Raw genomic sequence first — 19,003 nt, forward strand, 5'->3', positions numbered from 1 at the left:
TTGCATGCCGCCAGCCGGCGCATGCCCGCAACAGGATACCCCTCATGAAGCAGTTTTTCCGCCTTTCCTCCTGGTCGCGCCTGGCGCTGGCCGCCCTGGCCACGACTGGTGCCGTGATCGTGGCCGGTTGTGCCGGTGGCCCCAGCACCGGTTCCGGTGTCACCCAGGTCGCTCCCACCCCGGTACAGGGTGCGCGCTACAGCGTGAACTGGCCCGGCCGCTATATCGGCAGCAGCCGCTGTCCTAGCAATGCACCGGCCGGCTGCACCGGCATCGACCAGGTGCTGACGCTCAACAGCGGCAACACCTACACGCTGTCCACCACGGTCAAGCGCCGTACCCAGCCCTACAGCTTTACCAGCAATGGCCGCTTCCGCTGGGATGCCAGCAACAGCGTGATCCAGCTGGCGTCCAAGGACGAGAACATGCGCCTGAACGTCGGCCGTGCCGGCCTGACGCGCATCAGCACCGACATCATGAGCGAGGCTGAAGCGCAGCGCAACCTGCTGGTGTTCCGCAAGTTCTGATCGCGCCGTAGCGCCTGGCGCTCTCAGGCTGGCAGCGTCGGCTCCGGCCAGGTCGGGGCTGGCTGGGCGTCACGCTGCGCCTGGCCGCTGGCAATCGCCTGCTCCAGCGCCTGCACCGCAGCAGCCGGATCGGCCGCACCGGTAATGTCACTCACCACCGCCACCATGTCCGCGCCGGCGGCAGCGGCTGCCTGCGCGCGCACCGGTGTCATGCCGCCAATGGCGACCAGCGGCAGTGGCGGATGGTCGCTGCCGGCATCGGCATGCAGCAGCTGCGCCCACCAGCCGACGTTGCTGTTGCCCAGCGGGATCCAGGGCATGTCCTTGGTGGTGGTGGCGTGCACCGGGCCGCAGGCCAGATGGCTCGGGCGCGTGCGCAGTGCGCGTGACAGCTCCCACAGACTGTGCGTGCTCAGGCCCAGGCGCAGGCCAGCCAGCTGGATGCGGTCCAGATCGGCATCGGACAGCTGCTGCAGGTCTTCCTGCCCCAGGTGGATGCCGTAAATGCCATGGCTGTTGCGGTGCAGCGTGTGGCGCAGTGCGGCCTCCCAGTGGTCATTGATGAAGAGCAGCGCACCATGCCGGCTGGCGGCATCGGCGCAGCGCGCGATCTGCGTGTCCAGCTCGCCGGGTGCCGGGTTTTTCAGGCGCAGCTGCACCAGTTTCACGCCCAGCTCCAGGCAGCGGATCACCCAGTCGGCATCGCCCATCACTGCGTACAGCCGATGCGGGTGTGCCGGCTGGCGCAGGCTGCGCGGCATGCTGGCAAAGGGCAGGGCGCGCGGTGCGCCCAGCAGCGGGAAATGGCGGCGCTGGCGCGTGAAATCCTCCGGCAGGGTGTTGCTGCGCGCATCGATGGCGGCAAGCGCGCCCATCAGGCCGAGCACGGCGGCATCGGCGGCGCAAAAGCCGCGGCCCAGCGCCAGTCGTGCCGCTTCATCGGCCAGCGCGGCGCTGTCGGCGTTCCAGTGCGGTGCCTCGGGCGTGCCGTGCAGCGGCGAGTGCAGCCAGCCGCTGGCGGCTTCGCCGGCGTACAGGTAGCAGCGTGCGGCGGTCTGCAGATTGCCCGGGTGCGCCAGTATGGCGTGGTGCTGGTGCGGCAGCGCCACGGCCAGGTCCAGCCAGCAGCGCTGTGCCCAGTCGGCAATCGCGGCGTCCTGGGCGGCTTCGGACAGGCCATCAGGCTGGCTGGCCAGGGCGGCCTGCCAGTCCAGCAGATGCACCACGGCGGGGGAAACAGGAGAGTGGTTCATGGCAATTCCGTGCGCCGGAAGGCTCCGGCTGTTGCTGGCATGGTAGCGGATTCAGCCGCCGGCCGGACGCACACTGACTTCCTGGCTCAGCACCTCGTGCAGCTGGCCGTCGGCCTGGCGGATCAGCAGGCCGCCCTGGGCGTTGACGCCGCTGGCCAGTCCCTCGCTGCCATCCGACAGCCGGACCAGCTGGCCGGCGAGGGCATCGCGCCGGGCAAACTCGGCCTGCCAGGGGGCAAAACCCTGCACGGCAAACTGCTTCAGCGCCAGTGCCAGCGGCATGGCCACCTGCAGCAGCACCTCGGGTGCGAGCACGTCTGGCGCAAACTGCTGCACCCAGGCCGGTGGCGTGACGCTGGTCTGGCCGGCGGCGGCTGGCGGCAGCACCGGCGGCGGCGCCACATTGATGCCGCAGCCGATCACCGCGTAGCGCTGCCGGCCAAGGATGCAGACTTCGACCAGGATGCCGCCGAGCTTGCGCTGCTGCAGCCACAGGTCATTCGGCCACTTGAGCTGGATGCCGTGGCGCTGCAGCGGGTCCAGCCCTTGCGCCAGCGCGCAGCCGGCCACCAGCGACAGGCCGGACAGGTCGGCCTCGTCCATCGGCACGCCCAGCGAGAAGGTGAGCGACTGCCCCACGGCCTGCTCGCTGACCCAGCTGCGGCCCATGCGGCCGCGGCCGGCGGTCTGCTGTTCGGCCACCAGCAGCACCGGCCAGGCCTGGCCGGCGCGGGCGCGCTCCATCAGCGTGCTGTTGGTCGAGTCCAGTGTGGGCAGGACTTCCACACTGAAGCCGGGCCAGTGCGGTTCGATCTGGCTCCAGAGGGTTTCGGCGGGCCAGTTCAGGGTCAGGGAGGCGGGCATGCGGGAATCGGTTTGTCAGGAAAGGAAACAGCGGGCTGCCAGCTTGTGGTAGCTTATAAAAAGGAAATGTTGCTGCGCATTGTGCGTCAGCTGCGGTATGCTGCCGCCACTGGCAGCGTACCAGCTGGCCGCAGCACGAGATATATACAGGAATCCCATCATCCCATGAGCAAGTCACTGGTCATCGCGGAAAAACCTTCGGTCGCGCAAGATATTGTGCGCGCCCTGACGCCGGTCGCCGGCGCTTTCAGCAAGCATGACGACTATTTCGAGAACGATCGCTACATTGTCACCAGCGCCGTCGGCCACCTGGTCGAGATCCAGGCGCCCGAAGAATACGACGTCAAGCGCGGCAAGTGGAGCTTTACCCACCTGCCGGTGATCCCGCCGCATTTCGACCTGAAGCCGGTGGAAAAAACCAAGTCGCGCCTGAATGCCGTGACGCGCCTGGTCAAGCGCAAGGAAGTGAGCGAGCTGATCAACGCCTGTGACGCGGGCCGCGAGGGCGAGCTGATCTTCCGCCTGATCGAGCAGTATGCCGGTGGCGCCAAGCCGCTGGGCAAGCCGGTCAAGCGCCTCTGGCTGCAGAGCATGACGCCGCAGGCGATCCGTGACGGCTTCGACAAGCTGCGCAGCAATGCCGACATGCAGGGCCTGGCTGATGCCGCACGCAGCCGCAGCGAGGCCGACTGGCTGGTCGGCATCAACGGCACGCGTGCCATGACGGCGTTCAACTCGCGCGATGGCGGCTTCTTCCTGACCACCGTCGGCCGCGTGCAGACGCCGACGCTGGCGATCGTGGTCGAGCGCGAGGAAAAGATCCGCAAGTTCGTCAGCCGCGACTACTGGGAGGTGCATGCCGAGTTTGCCGCGCAGGCTGGCCTGTACCCGGGCAAGTGGTTTGATCCGGCCTGGAAGAAGAGCGATGACGCCGAGGCCAAGGCGGATCGCCTGTGGAACCAGCAGCAGGCGCAGGAGATTGTCGATGCCGTGCGCGGCCAGACCGGCAGCGTCACCGAAGAGAAAAAGCCCAGCACCCAGGCCTCTCCGCAGCTGTTTGACCTGACCAGCCTGCAGCGCGAGGCCAACGGCAAGTTCGGCTTCAGCGCCAAGACCACGCTGAGCCTGGCGCAAAGCCTGTACGAGCGCCACAAGGCGCTGACCTATCCGCGTACCGATGCGCGCTACCTGCCAGAGGACTATCTGGGCGTGGCGCACCAGACCTTTGCCATGCTGGCCGACAGCGGCATGAGCCACTTGGCGCCGTTTGCGCGCCAGGCGATCGACAAGGGCTATATCAAGCCGAGCCGTCGCATTTTCGACAACAGCAAGGTAAGCGATCACTTCGCCATCATCCCGACGCTGCAGGCGCCCGGCAACCTGAGCGAGGCCGAGCGCAAGCTCTACGACCTGGTGGTGCGCCGCTTCATGGCGGTGTTCTTCCCGAGCGCCGAGTTCATGGTCACCACCCGCATCACGAAAGTGCAGCAGCACCATTTCCGCAGCGACGGCAAGGTGCTGGTGAATCCGGGCTGGCTGGCGATTTACGGCAAGGAAGCCGCCAGCGAAACCGCTGACGACAAGGATGGCAAGGACAGCAAGCATCTGGTGCCGGTGCAGCCGAACGAGCAGGTGCTGACCGAATCGGCCCAGGCCAAGGGCCTGAAGACGCGCCCGCCGGCACGCTTCAGCGAAGCCACGCTGCTCGGAGCCATGGAAGGCGCTGGCAAGTGGATCGAGGACGACGAGCTGCGCGAGGCGATGCAGGACAAGGGTCTGGGCACGCCGGCCACGCGCGCCGCCATCATCGAAGGCCTGATCGGCGAAAAATACATGCTGCGCGAAGGCCGTGAGCTGATCCCCACCGCCAAGGCGTTCCAGCTGATGACGCTGCTGCGCGGCCTGGAAGTGGAAGAGCTGAGCAAGCCGGCCCTGACCGGCAACTGGGAAAGCAAGCTGGCGCAGATCGAGCAGGGCGCACTGAGCCGGGCTGAATTCATGCAGGACATTGCCGCCATGACCGAGCGCATCGTGCGCAAGGCCAAGGAATACGATCGTGATACCGTGCCGGGTGATTACGTCACGCTGCAGACGCCGTGCCCGACCTGTGGCGGCGTGGTCAAGGAAAACTACCGCCGCTACAGCTGCACCGGTGCCAACGGCGCGGGCGAAGGATGCGGCTTCTCCATCAGCAAGATCCCCGGCGGCCGCACCTTTGAAGATGCCGAAGTCGAGCAGCTGCTGCGCGACAAGCAGGTTGGCCCGCTGGAAGGCTTCCGCAGCAAGGCCGGCTGGCCGTTCACCGCCGAACTCAAGCTCACCTTTGACGAGGAGTCGCAGAACCATAAGCTGGAATTCGACTTTGGCGACAAGGGCGATGAGGATAGCGGCGAGCTGCTGGACCTGAGTCAGGCGCAGTCGCTCGGCAAGTGCCCGTCCTGCGGCAGCCGCGTGGTCGAATATGGCAGCAACTACGTCTGCGAAAAAGCCGTGCCCACGCTGGAGCAGACAACGCCCACTTGCAAGTTCAAGACCGGCAGCATCATCCTGCAGCAGCCGATCACGCACGAGCAGCTGAGCAAGCTGCTGGAAACCGGCAAGACCGACTTGCTGGACAAGTTCATTTCCAACCGCACGCGCCGCGCCTTCAAGGCCTTCCTGGTCTGGGATGCGGATGCAGGCAAGGTCGGCTTCGAATTCGAGCCGCGTGCCGGCAAGGCGGGCGCTGCGCGTGGCAGTGCCGCGGCAAAGACGACTGGCGCCAAGGCGGCGAAGGCCGTGAAAGCGGTGAAATCAACCGCAGCCAAGGCACCCAAGGCTGCCAAGTCCGCTGCCGAGAAAAAGAAACGCGCTCCGGCTGCCGGCACACTCAAGCCCAGCGCCGAGCTGGCCGCCGTGATCGGCGACGAGCTGATCTCGCGTCCGCAGGCCATGAAGAAGATCTGGGACTACATCAAGACCCACAACCTGCAGGATCCAAAGGACAAGCGCACCATCGTTGCCGATGCAAAGCTGCGCCCGGTGCTGGGCGCGGATAGCGTCAACATGTTCGCGCTGGCGGGGTTGATTGGCAAGCATGTGAGTTGAGTGGCAGGGCTGACGTGGCCCTTGACGTCCGAACGTTCAGGGGCAGGAAGTCAGCCAGTTTGCTCGACTTGCGCCACCAGCCGTATGCCCAGGGCGCGCATGACGCGTGCCACAGTGGAAAATTGGGGCCGTGACGTGGGCCGCAAGGCCTTGTAGAGTGCTTCGCGTGTCAGGCCGGATTGTTCGGCCACTTGTGTCATGCCGCGTGCGCGGGCTGCGTCACCGAGGACGGCCAGCAGCAGGGCCGGGTCACCATCCTCCAGCGCCAAGTTGATATAGGCGGTGATGTCGGCTTCGTCCTTGAGGTAGTCGGCTGCATCGAAAGGTGTCAGTTCCAGCGCAGGCTCAGTTGAGGTAGTGGACATGGTTTACTCCTGAACGCGGGCAGCCAGTTGCCTGGCCTTGACGATATCGCTGGACTGGCTGGCCTTGTTGCCGCCTCCGAGCATCACGATCAGCCTGGAGCCGCGCTGGAGGTAGTACATGCGCCAACCCGGGCCGAAATGTTCCCGCATCTCCATGACGCCTTCGCCAACAGGGGCAGTGTCCCCGAGATTGCCGAGGCTGGCTTTTCGCAGCCGCAATAGCAGGCGTCTCCGCGTGACATCATCTTTCAGGTGCTTCAGCCAGAAGGAAAATTCATGCGTTTGTTCGATCGAGAATATGGACACAGTGTAATCACCTGTTCACGGCTGTCAAGCATTTGGAGCAGGGATTTTAAGTGATAAATTAATTCCAATGTATTAATTTTGTGTCCTATCTGGAGCTGGCGCCACCATCTCAAGTCTGCAGCGGAACCTCGGCTAGCGCGGCCCCGCTGCATCGCTTACTTCTTCCGCGCAGCCACCTTCTTCGCCGGCGAGGTGTTCTCGGCCACGTCCTGCACGATAAAGGTCACTTTCATGTTGACGCGGTATTCGGTGATCTTGCCGGCGTCGACCACGACTTTCTGTTCCTGGATCCAGGCACCCTGCACCTGATCGACGCTGGTGTTGACGCGGTTGATGCCAGTCTGGATCGCATCTTCAAAGCTCTTGGTGCTGGACGCGCTGATTTCGAGGACTTTGGCTACGGACATGGGAATCTCCTGTGAGTGGATATGGAGACTCCAGCGTACGCGCGCCGGTATGCAGCGCGCTACGGAACGGCGCTTGTGCCGGTGTAGGAGAAGCGCTCAGGTGCGGCGCTGTGTCAGCACTTGCTGCAGCCAGGCGTGACCGCTGACCAGCACGATGCCGACCAGCACCATGGCGGCGCCGATCATGAAGTTGCGCTCGATTGGCTCGTCCAGCAGCCAGGCGCCCAGCACCACGCCGAGCAGCGGCGACAGGAAGGACAGCACGCCCAGGCGCGAGGCCAGGTAGAAGCGCAGCAGCCAGAACCAGACCAGGTAGCTGAAGAAGGAGACTGCCAGCGCCTGGAACGCCAGCGCAGCCCAGACCATGGGCACATCGATGTGGAGGGTGGTGTGGCCGATCAGCCAGGCACCGGGCAGCAGCAGCACGAAGGCCGCAGCCAGCTGGTAGAACAGCACCTGGGTCGCCGGCAGCGTGGCCAGGCGCGTGGTGCGCACGGTGACCGTGGTGGCCGCCCAGAGGATGGCCGCGCCCACGGCCAGCAGGTCGCCGATCAGCATCTCCAGGTTGGTATCGGTGCCGTGGCCGAGAAAGGCGACGGCGATGCCGGCAAAGGCGAGCAGGATGCCCAGCCACTGCAGGGGCGACAGCCGCTCGGACGGCAGCTTCCAGTGCAGGCCGAGCGCGGCAAAGATGGGTGCCGAATACAGCAGCACGATCATGTGGCCGGCGGTGGTGTATTGCAGCCCCTTGCCGATCAGCAGGAATTCGAAGGCAAACAGCGCACCGACGGCGAGGCCGGGCTTCCAGATGCCATCGCGCACCGTGAGCTGCTCGCCGCGCCAGCGCATCATGCCCCAGACCAGCAGCGCGGCAATGCCGGAGCGCAGCGCCAGTTGCAGCGTGGGCGAAAAGTCGGCGGCGGTGGCCTTGAGCGTGATCTGTTGCAGGCTCCAGATGGTGCACAGCAGCAGCATCAGCAGGTAGGCGCGGGTATCCAGGGGTTGGCGCAGGTCCATGGTGTGGGGAAACTCGGGTCAGAGGTTGCGGTGCCGGCGCAGCAGGCTGGCGACCGGGGTTTGTCGGGATCCGGGGACCAGCGTACCGTGCTGACCGGCGCGCAGGCTACCCGCCTGTTCCACGGCCAGATACCAGCCGCAGCGTTCGTGCTGCACCATGTCGCGCGCGGCCTGCGGATAGCCCATGACGTGCACCAGCTTGTCGCAGGGCTGACGCGGTTCGCTCACGCGCAGCACGCAATCGGGAAAGTGCAGCTGGTCGCCCACATGGATATCGGCTTCGGTCAGTCCCTGCAGGGTGAGATTCTCGCCCAGAAAGCCCCAGGGCAGGATTTGTTCGGGATCAGGCGCGCCGCGTGCCGCGCGCTGCTGCTGCCACCAGGGGTAGTGTTCGGACGGGAAGGCGTAGACGGCCTTGCGCAGGCCACCGTGCACATCCAGGTCGGCCTGTTCATCGCCCTGCAGGCCGAGTTTGCCAACGGCCAGGGTATCGGGCGTGCCGCGCTTGCGGATGCCGGACAGCACGCTGCGTCCCTGCATCAGCAGCGGACTGGCAAGCGCGACATTGAGGCTGAGCAGTACAAAAGACAAGTGGCGGCACCGGGTTACGATGCCGCCACTGTATCACTCCTGACCATGGCTGCCTGGTGGGCGGCTGATCTCCTTGCGGCTTGCCCCGGATCGGGTGGGCCACAAGCCCTGACTGGGAGTCTGCACCTGTGGGTGGGGTGTCAGACCGGGGTCGCTGTTGCTTGTTGCATGGGTGTTATCTTAGTTGTGCAGGTGCAGCAGAAACTTGCGATTTTTATGCTGCAGCGCCACAATATTGGCAGGAAATTGCGCAATAACACATAGGGGTGGAAGATATGGAGCTGGATCGCTACGATCGCGCCATTCTCAAGGCCTTGCAGGCCGATGGCCGCATGTCCAACCAGGAGCTGGCCGATGCCATCGGGCTGTCGCCTTCGCCCTGTCTGCGGCGCGTGCGTGCGCTGGAGGAGGCCGGCCTGATTACCGGCTACCGCGCGCTGGTCGATGCGCGCCGGCTCGGCCTGAGCCTGATGGCGCTGATCAGCATTTCCATGGACAAGCACACGCCCGAGCGCTTTGCCAACTTCGAGGCGCTGGTCGGCGATATTCCCGAGGTGCTGGAATGCCTGCTGATCACCGGCCAGCAGTCGGATTACCAGCTCAAGGTGGTGGTGCGCGACATGGACCACTACCAGCACCTGCTGCTCAACAAGCTCACCCGCATCGAGGGGGTGACCGGCGTGCATTCCAGCTTTGTCATGCGGCGCGTGCTGGACGAGCGGCCAGTGCCGATCGGGTGAACCTGGCGGTCATCAGCCGCGCATCAATGCCTCGATCTCGTCGGCATCGACTGGCACGCCGCGCGTGATCAGCTCGCAGCCGCTGTCGGTCAGCACCGCATCGTCCTCGATGCGGATGCCGATGTGCCAGAAGCGTTCCGGCACCGTATCGGACGGGCGGATGTACAGGCCGGGCTCTATGGTGGTGACCATGCCCGGCTGCAGGATGCGGCTCGGGCGCTCCAGCACGGTCTTGCCGCTGACCGGATCGAATCGCTCCTGCGTCTGATCGGCCTCGGACGGTTCCACATAACTGCCGCAATCGTGCACATCCATGCCCAGCCAGTGGCCGGTGCGGTGCATGTAGAAAGGCTGGTAGGCGCGCTGCTCCAGCACGTCCTGCAGGCCGCCGACCTTGCTGCGATCCAGGATGCCCAGATCCAGCAGGCCTTGCGCCAGCACTTCCAGCGCGGCCTGGTGCGCGTCATTGAAGCGGCGGCCCGGTGCGGTGGCGTCTACCGCAGCCTGTTGTGCCGCCAGCACCACGTCATACACGGCGCGCTGTTCGGCGCTGAAGCGACCATCGGCCGGGAAGGTGCGCGTGATGTCGCTGGCGTAGCCGTCCAGCTCGCAGCCGGCATCGATCAGCACCAGCTCGCCGGGGCGCAGCGGCGCGGTATCGGCGCGGTAGTGCAGCACGCAGGCATTGGCACCGGCGGCAACGATGCTGGTATAGGCGGGGAACTGCGAGCCGTGGCGACGGAATTCGTGCAGCAGCTCGGCTTCCAGATGGTATTCACGCGCATCGGCGCCCATGCGCAGCAGGCGTGCACTTTCCTGCATGGCGCGCACATGGGCCTGGGCGCTGATCTGCGCGGCACGGCGCATGATGGCCAGTTCGTGCGCGTCCTTGACCAGCCGCATCTCGTCCAGCAGCGTGCAGGCATCGAGCTGGCGTGAGGGCGTCACGGCCCCAAGCCGGGTACGCGCACGTACGCCGTCCAGCCAGCCGGCAATGCGGCCTTCCAGGCCGGCATGGGTGGCAAACGGGTAGGCAACGACGTCGGCACCATCCAGCAGGGCCGGCATTTCCTGGTCGATCAGCGCCTGGCTGAAGGCGGCGTCGATGCCGAGCGTGGCCACGGCCGCCTCCGGGCCGAGTCGGTAGCCGTCCCAGATCTCGCGCTCCAGGTCTTTCGGCTGGCAGAACAGCGTGCCGTGGGGCTGGCCGTGCGCATCGGTACGCAGCACCAGCGTGGCGTTGGGTTCGGTGAAGCCGGTCAGGTAATAGAAGTAGCTGTCGTGCCGGTACGGAAAATCGCTGTCGCGGTTGCGAGCGCGCTCGGGTGCAGTCGGGATCACGGCCACGGCGCGCGGGCCGAGCTGTTGCGCCAGCCGGGCGCGGCGCGCGGCGTACGGGGAGGAGGAGGCGGAATCGTGCATGGAGCTATTGTGCATGGAGCGGCCAGGCTGCGGCGGCCTGCTTGGTTACAGCTGGTTGCAAGAAGCCGTTGCGGAAACATACAATCTACAAAGTAATCAGGTATTTTCGGGGGTAACCCTGATGGACGCGCGGGATTGCGGCGTGTCCGGATTGGGCGTGGCCTGCAGTTGCGGCCGCTTCCCGGCGCACCTGCCGCCTGCATTCCTGAGACATTCCATGAAAGATACCCTGCAAAAACTCTCCACCACCACGGTATTCCTGCACTGGATCGTGGCCCTGTTCATGATCGTGCTGATGGGCGTCGGCTGGTACATGGCCGAAACCAAGACCTATGCGCTGTACGGCCTGCACAAGTCCTTTGGCGTGGTGATTGCGGTGTTCGTGCTGTGGCGCGTCATCCACCGTCTGATCAACGGCATGCCCAAGCCGCTGGGCCAGCAGGGCGCCGGCCTGAATGCGCTGGCCAGTTTGGTGCACTGGGTGCTGCTGATCGGTACCGTGCTGTTCCCGCTGTCCGGCATGGTGATGTCGATCATGGGCGGCAACGGCCTGCAGCTGTTCGGCCTGGAACTGGTGGCCAACAACCCGGATCTGGCTAATCCCGGCAAGAACCTGCCGCTGGACGGTGCCATGGCGCGCAATGCCCGCCAGGTGCACGGCCTGCTGCTGTGGGTGATGCTGGGCGCCATCGTGCTGCACGTGGCGGGTGCGTTCAAGCACCACCTGATGGACCAGGACGGCACGCTGAAGCGCATGCTGGGCAAGCCGCTGCAGTAATCCTTGCAGCCTGATCCTGCCAGGGCCCGCTGATCGATCCGGTCAGCGGGCCTGGCTGTTGATGGCTGCCAGGCGCTCCGGCGTGCCGACATCGACCCAGCTGCCGTGGTACAGGCTGCCGGTGACGCGGCCCTGCGCCATGGCGGCGCGCAGCAGCGGTGCCAGCGCCGCCACCACGCCAGCCGGATTGCCCGGTGGAATCTCGCACCAGGGCGGCTGGAACAGCTCGCGGCGCAGCAGGGCGATGGTGCTGTAGGTGTAGCGCGGCAGGCTGCTGTTATCCCGCGCGGTATCGTGCAGCACGCCATGCGCATCCAGCGCAAAGTCGCCGGCCGGGTTGTGTTCCGGATTCGGCACCAGCCACAGGTGCGCCAGCGCGTCACTGGCCTTGAAATGGGCGTATGCGCTGCGGCTGAAGACAAAATCCGGCGCGAAGACATCGCCGGCGGCCAGCCAGAAGGTATCGGCCAGCTGCGGCAGCGCGCGCACAATGCCGCCGGCGGTTTCCAGCGCCTGGCCAAAATCGATCTCTTCGCGCGAGTAGCGCAGTGTGCTGGCGGGTAGCGGCTGGCCGTGCGCATAGTGCGCGCCAAACCAGGCCGGAATCTGCTCGCCCAGCCAGCCGGTATTGACCAGCAACTCGGTAAAGCCCTGGCTGGCCAGCGCGCGCATCGGCCACTCCAGCAAGGGCCGGCCCTGCACCTGCAGCAGTGGCTTGGGCGTGTGGTCGGTCAGCGGGCGCATGCGGTTGCCGCGGCCGGCAGCCAGCAGCATGGCCTGGGCCGGGGAACGGGGGGTACTCGGGGTGACAGCGTCAGACATGGGCAGGAGTGGGGCTGGCCGGCGCCGGGTGCGTCCGGGTCTGGCGGGATTGTAATTCCCTGCCTGCGTCTGTGCCTTGTATCCATTTGCTGCAATTGCGCTTGACAAGGTTAAAATGGAGGGTATTTCCCATTTCATCCACACCCCGGAGTCCACCCGCATGACCTCCACCGTATCGGCCACCACCATGGCCAATGCCATTCGCGCGCTGTCCATGGATGCCGTACAGCAGGCCAATTCCGGTCACCCCGGTGCCCCGATGGGCATGGCCGACATGGCTGTCGCCCTGTGGGGCCAGCACCTGCGTCACAACCCGTCCAACCCGCAGTGGCACGATCGTGACCGTTTCGTGCTCAGCAATGGCCATGCGTCGATGCTGATCTACTCGCTGCTGCACCTGACCGGCTACGAGCTGCCGCTGGACGAGTTGAAAAACTTCCGCAAGCTGCACAGCAAGACGCCGGGCCACCCGGAAGTCGACATCACCCCGGGCGTGGAAACCACGACCGGCCCGCTGGGCCAGGGCATCACCAACGCGGTGGGCATGGCACTGGCAGAAAAACTGCTGGCGGCCGAATTCAACCGTCCGGGCCACGACATCGTCAACCACCACACCTATGTGTTCCTGGGTGACGGCTGCCTGATGGAGGGCATCAGCCACGAGGCCTGTGCCCTGGCTGGCGCCTGGAAGCTGGACAAGCTGATCGCGCTGTACGACGACAACGGCATCAGCATTGACGGCCAGGTGCAGCCCTGGTTCGTGGACGATACCGCCAAGCGCTTCGAGGCCTACCAGTGGAACGTGATCGGTCCGGTCGACGGCCACGATGCCGCTGCCGTGAGCGCCGCCATCGCCCAGGCCAAGGTCGGCAACGGCAAGCCCACGCTGATCATCTGCAAGACGCATATCGGCAAGGGCAGCCCGAACCGTGTCGATACCGCCAAGGCGCACGGCGAACCGCTGGGCGCCGAGGAAATCGCGCTGACGCGCCAGGCGCTGGGCTGGGAACATGGCCCGTTCGAGATTCCGCAGGAGGTCTACGCCGCCTGGGACGCACGCGACGCCGGCCAGAAGACCGAAGCTGCCTGGGACAGCGTGTTTGCCGGCTACGCCATGGCACACCCGATTCTGGCCGCCGAATTCCTGCGCCGCATGAACGGCCAGCTGAGCGATGACTTCGCCCGCATCTGCATCCAGGCTACGCAGCAGGCTGCCGAAAAGGCCGAGACCGTGGCATCGCGCAAGGCTAGCCAGATCGCGCTGAACGCCTTTACCGCCGCCATGCCCGAGCTGCTGGGCGGCAGTGCCGACCTGACCGGCTCCAACCTGACCAACACCCCGTCCACGCCGGCCTTCCGCGTCGATGCCGCCGGTGCCGTGGTCAAGACCGAAGACGGTCAGATCGGCCGCCACATCAACTACGGCGTGCGCGAGTTTGGCATGGCGGCCATCATGAACGGCGTGGCGCTGCATGGCGGCTACATCCCCTACGCTGGTACCTTCCTGACCTTCAGCGACTACAGCCGCAACGCGATCCGCATGGCGGCGCTGATGAAGCAGCGCGTGGTGCACGTGTTCACGCACGATTCCATCGGCCTGGGTGAAGACGGCCCGACGCACCAGTCGATCGAGCACGCCGCCAGCCTGCGCCTGATTCCGGGCCTGGATGTCTGGCGCCCGTGCGATACCGCCGAAACGGCGGTCGCCTGGTCGGTGGCATTGCAGAACCGCGAGCGTCCCACGGCACTGCTGCTGAGCCGCCAGAACCTGCCCTATCTGCCCAAGCATGACCTGAGCATCATCCACAAGGGCGGCTACGTGCTGTCCGATCCGGCTGACGGCCAGTCGCCGCAGGCGGTGCTGATCGCTACCGGCAGCGAAGTGCAGCTGGCGGTCGAGGCGCAGAAGCAGCTGGCCGAACAGGGCGTGGCAGTGCGCGTGGTCAGCATGCCCAGCAGCACCACCTTCGACCGCCAGGACGAGGCCTACCGCCAGACCGTGCTGCCGGCCGGCCTGCCGCGCGTGGCGGTGGAAATGGGCGTGACTGCCTTCTGGTACAAGTACGGCTGTGCGGCCGTGGTCGGTATCGATACCTATGGCGAATCTGCTCCGGCAGGCGCGCTGTTCAAGCATTTCGGATTCACTGCCGATAACGTGGCTGCCCAGGTGCAGGCCGTGCTCGGTAACTGAACTTTTTTTCCGGTTTCCAGTTTCATATATCAAGGAGAAAATCCCATGGCAATCAAAGTAGGCATCAACGGCTTCGGCCGCATCGGTCGTTGCGTGTTCCGCGCTGCTGTCGAGAACTTCGGTGACGAGATCGAAGTGGTTGGCATCAACGACCTGCTGGAGCCCGACTACCTGGCTTACATGCTGCAGTACGACAGCGTGCACGGCCGCTTCAAGGGCGACGTGAAGGTCGAGGGCAACAACCTGGTGGTGAACGGCAAGACCATCCGCCTGACCGCCGAAAAGGATCCGGCCAACCTGAAGTGGGGCGAGATCGGCGTGGACGTGGTGATCGAGTCCACCGGCATCTTCCTGACCAAGGAAGGCGCACAGAAGCACATCGACGCCGGCGCCAAGAAGGTGATCATGTCGGCCCCGTCCAAGGACGACACCCCGATGTTCGTGCACGGCGTGAACTGCGCCAGCTACGCCGGCGAGCCGATCATCTCCAACGCGTCCTGCACCACCAACTGCCTGGCACCCGTGGCCAAGGTGCTGAACGACAAGTGGGGCATCAAGCGCGGCCTGATGACCACCGTGCACGCTGCTACCGCCACCCAGAAGACCGTGGACGGCCCGTCCAACAAGGACTGGCGCGGTGGCCGCGGCATCCTGGAAAACATCATCCCGTCCAGCACTGGCGCTGCCAAGGCCGTGGGCGTGGTGCTGCCGGCCCTGAAGGGCAAGCTGACCGGCATGTCCTTCCGCGTGCCGACCTCTGACGTGTCCGTGGTTGACCTGACCGTGGAACTGGAAAACTCTGCCAGCTACGAAGAGATCTGCGCCGAAATGAAGGCCCAGTCCGAAGGCAAGATGAAGGGCGTGCTGGGCTACACCGAAGACAAGGTGGTGGCTACCGACTTCCGTGGCGATGCCCGCAGCAGCATTTTTGACGCCGAAGCCGGCATCGCGCTGGACGGCAACTTCGTCAAGTTGGTGAGCTGGTACGACAACGAGTGGGGCTACTCCAACCGTTGCCTGGACATGGTCAAGGTCGTGAACGCCAAGTAAGCGTCTCCGCCTGACCTGAGTCACGAGCCGGCCTGATGCAGATCAGGCCGGCTTTTTCATATCCGTCGTCTGGCGGAGCGGCAAGCGCCGGCGCGTGGCTTATCATCAGGCTATCCCCCCTTCAGAAATCCGGTAGCACGGGTGCTGCCCAGTCAGGAGCTGTTGCATGAAAGTTTCCGCCATCCAGATGGTGTCCGGCACCTCGGTTGCCACCAACATGATCACTGCCCAGGAGCTGCTGCGCGAGGCCGCCGGCAAGGGTGCCGAGCTGGCGATCCTGCCCGAGTACTTCTGCCAGATGGCGCTGCGCGACGAGCAGAAGCTGGAGCTGGCGGAAGAGCCGGGCCAGGGCCCGCTGCAGAATTTCCTGGCCGAGATGGCGAATGACCTGAACCTGTGGCTGGTGGGCGGCGCAATTCCGCTGCGCAGCGAGGATCCGAATCGTGTCACCAACAGTTCGCTGGTGTACAACCCGGACGGCAAGCAGGTGGCGCGCTACGACAAGATCCACTTGTTCGCCTTTCACCGTGGTGGCGAGAGCTATGACGAGTCGCGTGTGCAAGTGGCGGGAGCCGAGCCGGTGACGTTTGACCTGCCGTCCACGGATGGCCACACCTGGCGTGTTGGCCTGTCGACCTGCTATGACCTGCGCTTCCCGGAGCTGTACCGCCAGCTGGCGGCTGACCTGATCGTGGTGCCGAGCGCGTTTACCTACACCACTGGCCAGTCGCACTGGGAAATCCTGCTGCGCGCACGTGCCATCGAGAACCTGGCCTATGTGGCGGCCCCGGCACAAGGTGGCCGCCATGAAAACGGCCGCCGCACCTGGGGCCAGACCATGATCGTCAACCCCTGGGGCAAGCTGCTGGCCGAACGCGCCAACGATGCCGGCGTGGTGACGGCCAACTGTGACTGGGAGATGATGCAGGAGATGCGCCAGCAGCTGCCGGCGCTGGGGCATCGACGATTGTAAACGCTCTGCGTCTGCCATCTGCCTGATCACCTGCCCCGTACAGCTGGCGCTGGCGGGGCATTGTCATGCTGGCGTCGTGTAGGCTGCCCGGGTAGCCTGGAAATGGCACCATGCGCGAGGCTGGCTATCTGCCTGCTTCTCTTGCCGGTGCACTATCTTTCTGTGACGCTTTTTCATTTAAAGGACCCCCATGCGCGAAGCCCTCATAGCCATGGTCATCATCGCCGGCAGCGCCATGCCGATCCAGGCCGCCATCAACAGCCAGCTGCGCAGTGGCCTGCTCGGCAGCCCGGTGCTGGCCAGCCTGGTCTCGTTTGCCATGGGCACGCTGGCCTTGCTGCTGGTCTACTTTGGCGCGCTGCGCGGTGGCCTGCCCAGCATGGCCGAACTGGGCAAGACGCAGTGGTGGATGTGGCTGGGCGGACCGCTCGGGGCGTTCTTTGTGCTCACCAGCATCCTGGCAGCACCGCGCATTGGCGCGGCCAGCATGATCGTGCTGTTCGTTGCCGGCCAGATCCTGATGGCGCTGGTGCTGGATCACTTTGGCCTGCTCGGCATGCCGCTGCGTGAAGTCAACGCTACGCGCCTGCTCGGTGCCGCGCTGGTGCTGGTTGGCGCGCTGCTCGTCACGCGCGGTTGAGGCATGAAAAAACCGGCTGCGGCACAGGGCCACAGCCGGTTGCATCCGTCAGTCAGGCCAGGCCTGACTTAGGGGATCAATAGGTCAGGATCAGCTGGTAGATCGAGGTCGTACCGCTCACCTCGTTGCCCACCATCAGCAGCGGCTTGCCGTTAGGCGACTGGGCTGCCGGGATAAACGCCAGGCCTTCCGGACCCAGGTCACCCGCCTTCACGGTAGACGGATCCTTGATCGTCCAGTCTTCACGCGTGTTGATGTAATCCACCTGCTCCGGGGCCGTCGGCTTGCTGATGTCATACACCAGCACGCCACCCATGCGCTCCAGGCCGATAAAGGCAAAGGTCTTCTCGCCAATCTTGCCGACAGTCACGCCTTCCGGCTCCGGACCCTTGTTGTCGCTGCGGTTGTCCATCGAGCTGCCAGCTTCGTGGTTGGAGTTGAAGAAGTCCTTGCACGGGATATTGCGTGCCGCACCGGCCTTGCAGCTGTCGCTGGACAGGAACTGCTCCATCGCATCGCCGGAGTCCCATACCAGCTGGCCCTTGTCATTCCAGATCGAGAAGGAGCGCGCACCGTAGGCGTACAGTGCGTCGTACATCAGGCGGTCACCCTTGGGGTCGGCCACGCCGGAGGCGTTGTACATCTTGGGCGAACCGTCGGCGTTGGTCTGGTAGCCCTGCGTCCAGGTCACCGTCAGGCGGCCCAGCTGGTCGTCTTCGCGGCAGTCACCCGGCTTGCCGGCTTCGGCACCGCAGTAGCCAAACACGGCCGGGTTCAGCAGGCCACCCTTGGCCATGGCCGCCAGCTGCGGCGGCAGGTCGTCACCGGCGCGGCCAGACCAGCCCTTGGCGTTGATCAGGTGCTTGGCACGGAACTCCTCGACAAAGCCCTTGCTGGCGTCGCCCGCCCAGTAGGCCTTGTTGTCCTCGCCCCAGGCGCGTGCATCGCCCTCGTTGGCGCTCACCAGATAGGTCTTGCCGTCCACCTCGTAGGCGGCAATCGCATCCGGCAGGAACAGGCCGCGCACGCCAGGCCAGGTGCGGATATCCACCTTCAGGTCGGTATCGCTGGCATCAATGCCATTGCCGTCCTTGCCATGGTCCTTGAAGCCCATCGGCACGATATCGGTCACCTTGGCATTCGCCACATCGATGATGGCGAAGGCATTGTTTTCCTGCAGCGACGCCCAGGCCGTCTTGCCATCGGCCGACACGGCGATGTATTCCGGCTCCAGGTCTTGGGCGGCGGTGGCGTTCGGGCCAAAGACGCGCACGCCCTTCTTCAGCAGCTCGGCCTTGTCAAAGGCCTTGAAATCGGCGGTGCGCACCACCGGCTTGGCCGGATCGCGCACGTCCACCACGCTGATCGAGCCTTCCGGATCGATCTGGTAGTCATCGCTCGGCTCGCCTTCGTTGGCCACCAGCACGGTCTGGCCGTCCGGCGTGAAGGTCAGCATGTCGGGCAGGGCGCCCACTTCGGCCTGGCCCAGCAGGCTCAGGTCGCTGGCCTTGTACAGCGCCAGCAGGCCCTTGTCGGTCTTGGTGGCGGCCTGCACGGCCACGGCCACCAGGCCCTCATGCACGGCCACGCTGTTGATGGAGGCGCCGGGCAGCAGCTTGGTGGCATCGATCGTGCCGATGTGCTCCGGCTTGGCCGGATCCGTCATGTCGATCACGTCCACGGCACCCTTCTGGGCGTTGACGATGAAGCCGCGCTTGCTCTTGGCATCAAACGCCGGGATTTCGGCAGCGCTTTCGCCAAACACGCCGCTGTCATAGGCACCGATCTTTTCCAGCACCACAGTCTTGGGCGTGGCCTCTACCGGGGCAGCGGGAGCAGCAGGCTTGTTGTCATCGCCGCCGCAGGCAGCAAGGGCGGCAGCAGCCACCAGCGACAGCAGCAGGTGGCGGGGGAATGTGGTCAGCTTGGACATGGCAGTTAAAAACAGGTTGAAAGTTCCTGTTTGTAAC

Annotated in this window: 18 protein-coding genes; 8 read left to right on the plus strand and 10 right to left on the minus strand. The window is 65.2% G+C overall.

Annotated elements, in window-relative coordinates; translation table 11 throughout:
• The first annotated feature begins 44 nt into the window (after positions 1-44).
• Positions 45-527: a copper resistance protein NlpE N-terminal domain-containing protein gene (locus V1261_RS05305; protein ID WP_329770585.1), complete on the plus strand. Its 483-nt coding sequence runs from the start codon at positions 45-47 to the stop codon at positions 525-527.
• A 23-nt stretch (positions 528-550) separates the two neighbouring features.
• On the opposite strand, the gene V1261_RS05310 is transcribed toward V1261_RS05305, so the two are convergent.
• Positions 551-1,780, minus strand: a complete 1,230-nt coding sequence (locus V1261_RS05310; protein WP_329770586.1) for a thiamine phosphate synthase — start codon at positions 1,778-1,780, stop codon at positions 551-553.
• A 51-nt stretch (positions 1,781-1,831) separates the two neighbouring features.
• Positions 1,832-2,644: a biotin--[acetyl-CoA-carboxylase] ligase gene (locus V1261_RS05315; protein WP_329770587.1), complete on the minus strand. Its 813-nt coding sequence runs from the start codon at positions 2,642-2,644 to the stop codon at positions 1,832-1,834.
• 165 nt (positions 2,645-2,809) lie between these two features.
• Here V1261_RS05315 and V1261_RS05320 point away from each other — a divergent pair, with 165 nt between their 5' ends.
• On the plus strand, positions 2,810-5,731 hold the full coding sequence (locus V1261_RS05320) for a DNA topoisomerase III (RefSeq protein ID WP_329770588.1): 2,922 nt from the start codon (positions 2,810-2,812) through the stop codon (positions 5,729-5,731).
• 50 nt (positions 5,732-5,781) lie between these two features.
• On the opposite strand, the gene V1261_RS05325 is transcribed toward V1261_RS05320, so the two are convergent.
• The 5 genes from V1261_RS05325 to V1261_RS05345 form a co-directional block, all read right to left on the minus strand.
• The gene (locus tag V1261_RS05325) at positions 5,782-6,096 is read right to left on the minus strand and encodes an addiction module antidote protein (RefSeq protein WP_329770589.1); all 315 of its coding nucleotides are present in this window, start codon (positions 6,094-6,096) and stop codon (positions 5,782-5,784) included.
• Positions 6,097-6,099: 3 nt separating this feature from the next.
• Positions 6,100-6,402 carry a type II toxin-antitoxin system RelE/ParE family toxin gene (locus V1261_RS05330; RefSeq protein WP_329770590.1) on the minus strand — a complete coding sequence of 101 codons (303 nt, stop codon included), beginning with the start codon at positions 6,400-6,402 and terminating at the stop codon, positions 6,100-6,102.
• 155 nt (positions 6,403-6,557) lie between these two features.
• Positions 6,558-6,809, minus strand: a complete 252-nt coding sequence (locus tag V1261_RS05335) for a dodecin family protein (protein ID WP_329770591.1) — start codon at positions 6,807-6,809, stop codon at positions 6,558-6,560.
• Between the two features lie 96 nt (positions 6,810-6,905).
• Positions 6,906-7,826 carry a DMT family transporter gene (locus V1261_RS05340; RefSeq protein WP_329770592.1) on the minus strand — a complete coding sequence of 307 codons (921 nt, stop codon included), beginning with the start codon at positions 7,824-7,826 and terminating at the stop codon, positions 6,906-6,908.
• Between the two features lie 18 nt (positions 7,827-7,844).
• Complete coding sequence (locus V1261_RS05345) at positions 7,845-8,417, minus strand: MOSC domain-containing protein (RefSeq protein ID WP_329770593.1); 573 nt, start codon at positions 8,415-8,417, stop codon at positions 7,845-7,847.
• Between the two features lie 275 nt (positions 8,418-8,692).
• Here V1261_RS05345 and V1261_RS05350 point away from each other — a divergent pair, with 275 nt between their 5' ends.
• Complete coding sequence (locus tag V1261_RS05350) at positions 8,693-9,157, plus strand: Lrp/AsnC family transcriptional regulator (protein WP_329770594.1); 465 nt, start codon at positions 8,693-8,695, stop codon at positions 9,155-9,157.
• A 12-nt stretch (positions 9,158-9,169) separates the two neighbouring features.
• Here V1261_RS05350 and V1261_RS05355 read toward each other — a convergent pair whose 3' ends face one another.
• On the minus strand, positions 9,170-10,579 hold the full coding sequence (locus V1261_RS05355) for an aminopeptidase P N-terminal domain-containing protein (protein ID WP_329770595.1): 1,410 nt from the start codon (positions 10,577-10,579) through the stop codon (positions 9,170-9,172).
• A 217-nt stretch (positions 10,580-10,796) separates the two neighbouring features.
• On the opposite strand from V1261_RS05355, the gene V1261_RS05360 reads away from it, so the two are divergent.
• Entirely contained in the window at positions 10,797-11,357 is a 561-nt protein-coding gene (locus tag V1261_RS05360) for a cytochrome b (RefSeq protein ID WP_329770596.1), read from the plus strand.
• Positions 11,358-11,399: 42 nt separating this feature from the next.
• On the opposite strand, the gene V1261_RS05365 is transcribed toward V1261_RS05360, so the two are convergent.
• On the minus strand, positions 11,400-12,179 hold the full coding sequence (locus tag V1261_RS05365; RefSeq protein ID WP_329770597.1) for a nucleotidyltransferase family protein: 780 nt from the start codon (positions 12,177-12,179) through the stop codon (positions 11,400-11,402).
• 115 nt (positions 12,180-12,294) lie between these two features.
• On the opposite strand from V1261_RS05365, the gene tkt reads away from it, so the two are divergent.
• The 4 genes from tkt to V1261_RS05385 all read left to right on the plus strand — a co-directional run bounded on the left by tkt (position 12,295) and on the right by V1261_RS05385 (position 17,033).
• Entirely contained in the window at positions 12,295-14,370 is a 2,076-nt protein-coding gene (gene tkt, locus V1261_RS05370; RefSeq protein WP_329770598.1) for a transketolase, read from the plus strand.
• A 45-nt stretch (positions 14,371-14,415) separates the two neighbouring features.
• Positions 14,416-15,420, plus strand: coding sequence for a type I glyceraldehyde-3-phosphate dehydrogenase (gene gap, locus V1261_RS05375; RefSeq protein ID WP_329770599.1), 1,005 nt, complete (start codon positions 14,416-14,418; stop codon positions 15,418-15,420).
• 166 nt (positions 15,421-15,586) lie between these two features.
• Positions 15,587-16,393 (plus strand): carbon-nitrogen hydrolase family protein, encoded by an 807-nt coding sequence (locus V1261_RS05380; RefSeq protein WP_329770600.1) that lies wholly within the window; start codon positions 15,587-15,589, stop codon positions 16,391-16,393.
• A gap of 190 nt (positions 16,394-16,583) precedes the next feature.
• Positions 16,584-17,033 carry a DMT family transporter gene (locus V1261_RS05385; RefSeq protein WP_329770601.1) on the plus strand — a complete coding sequence of 150 codons (450 nt, stop codon included), beginning with the start codon at positions 16,584-16,586 and terminating at the stop codon, positions 17,031-17,033.
• Positions 17,034-17,109: 76 nt separating this feature from the next.
• Here V1261_RS05385 and V1261_RS05390 read toward each other — a convergent pair whose 3' ends face one another.
• Positions 17,110-18,966 carry a choice-of-anchor I family protein gene (locus tag V1261_RS05390; protein ID WP_329770602.1) on the minus strand — a complete coding sequence of 619 codons (1,857 nt, stop codon included), beginning with the start codon at positions 18,964-18,966 and terminating at the stop codon, positions 17,110-17,112.
• Positions 18,967-19,003: the final 37 nt, after the last annotated feature.

The organism is Brachymonas sp. J145, from assembly GCF_036312245.1.
GTDB classification, from domain to species: Bacteria; Pseudomonadota; Gammaproteobacteria; order Burkholderiales; family Burkholderiaceae_C; genus Brachymonas; species Brachymonas wangyanguii.

Excerpts from the sequence above, each read along its gene's own strand:
- V1261_RS05305 (WP_329770585.1), top strand. The coding sequence starts at position 45 with ATGAAGCAGTTTTTCCGCCTTTCCTCCTGGTCGCGCCTGGCGCTGGCC.
- V1261_RS05310 (WP_329770586.1), bottom strand. The coding sequence starts at position 1,780 with ATGAACCACTCTCCTGTTTCCCCCGCCGTGGTGCATCTGCTGGACTGG.
- V1261_RS05315 (WP_329770587.1), bottom strand. The coding sequence starts at position 2,644 with ATGCCCGCCTCCCTGACCCTGAACTGGCCCGCCGAAACCCTCTGGAGC.
- V1261_RS05320 (WP_329770588.1), top strand. The coding sequence starts at position 2,810 with ATGAGCAAGTCACTGGTCATCGCGGAAAAACCTTCGGTCGCGCAAGAT.
- V1261_RS05325 (WP_329770589.1), bottom strand. The coding sequence starts at position 6,096 with ATGTCCACTACCTCAACTGAGCCTGCGCTGGAACTGACACCTTTCGAT.
- V1261_RS05335 (WP_329770591.1), bottom strand. The coding sequence starts at position 6,809 with ATGTCCGTAGCCAAAGTCCTCGAAATCAGCGCGTCCAGCACCAAGAGC.
- V1261_RS05340 (WP_329770592.1), bottom strand. The coding sequence starts at position 7,826 with ATGGACCTGCGCCAACCCCTGGATACCCGCGCCTACCTGCTGATGCTG.
- V1261_RS05350 (WP_329770594.1), top strand. The coding sequence starts at position 8,693 with ATGGAGCTGGATCGCTACGATCGCGCCATTCTCAAGGCCTTGCAGGCC.
- V1261_RS05355 (WP_329770595.1), bottom strand. The coding sequence starts at position 10,579 with ATGCACGATTCCGCCTCCTCCTCCCCGTACGCCGCGCGCCGCGCCCGG.
- V1261_RS05360 (WP_329770596.1), top strand. The coding sequence starts at position 10,797 with ATGAAAGATACCCTGCAAAAACTCTCCACCACCACGGTATTCCTGCAC.
- V1261_RS05365 (WP_329770597.1), bottom strand. The coding sequence starts at position 12,179 with ATGTCTGACGCTGTCACCCCGAGTACCCCCCGTTCCCCGGCCCAGGCC.
- tkt (WP_329770598.1), top strand. The coding sequence starts at position 12,295 with ATGGAGGGTATTTCCCATTTCATCCACACCCCGGAGTCCACCCGCATG.
- gap (WP_329770599.1), top strand. The coding sequence starts at position 14,416 with ATGGCAATCAAAGTAGGCATCAACGGCTTCGGCCGCATCGGTCGTTGC.
- V1261_RS05380 (WP_329770600.1), top strand. The coding sequence starts at position 15,587 with ATGAAAGTTTCCGCCATCCAGATGGTGTCCGGCACCTCGGTTGCCACC.
- V1261_RS05385 (WP_329770601.1), top strand. The coding sequence starts at position 16,584 with ATGCGCGAAGCCCTCATAGCCATGGTCATCATCGCCGGCAGCGCCATG.
- V1261_RS05390 (WP_329770602.1), bottom strand. The coding sequence starts at position 18,966 with ATGTCCAAGCTGACCACATTCCCCCGCCACCTGCTGCTGTCGCTGGTG.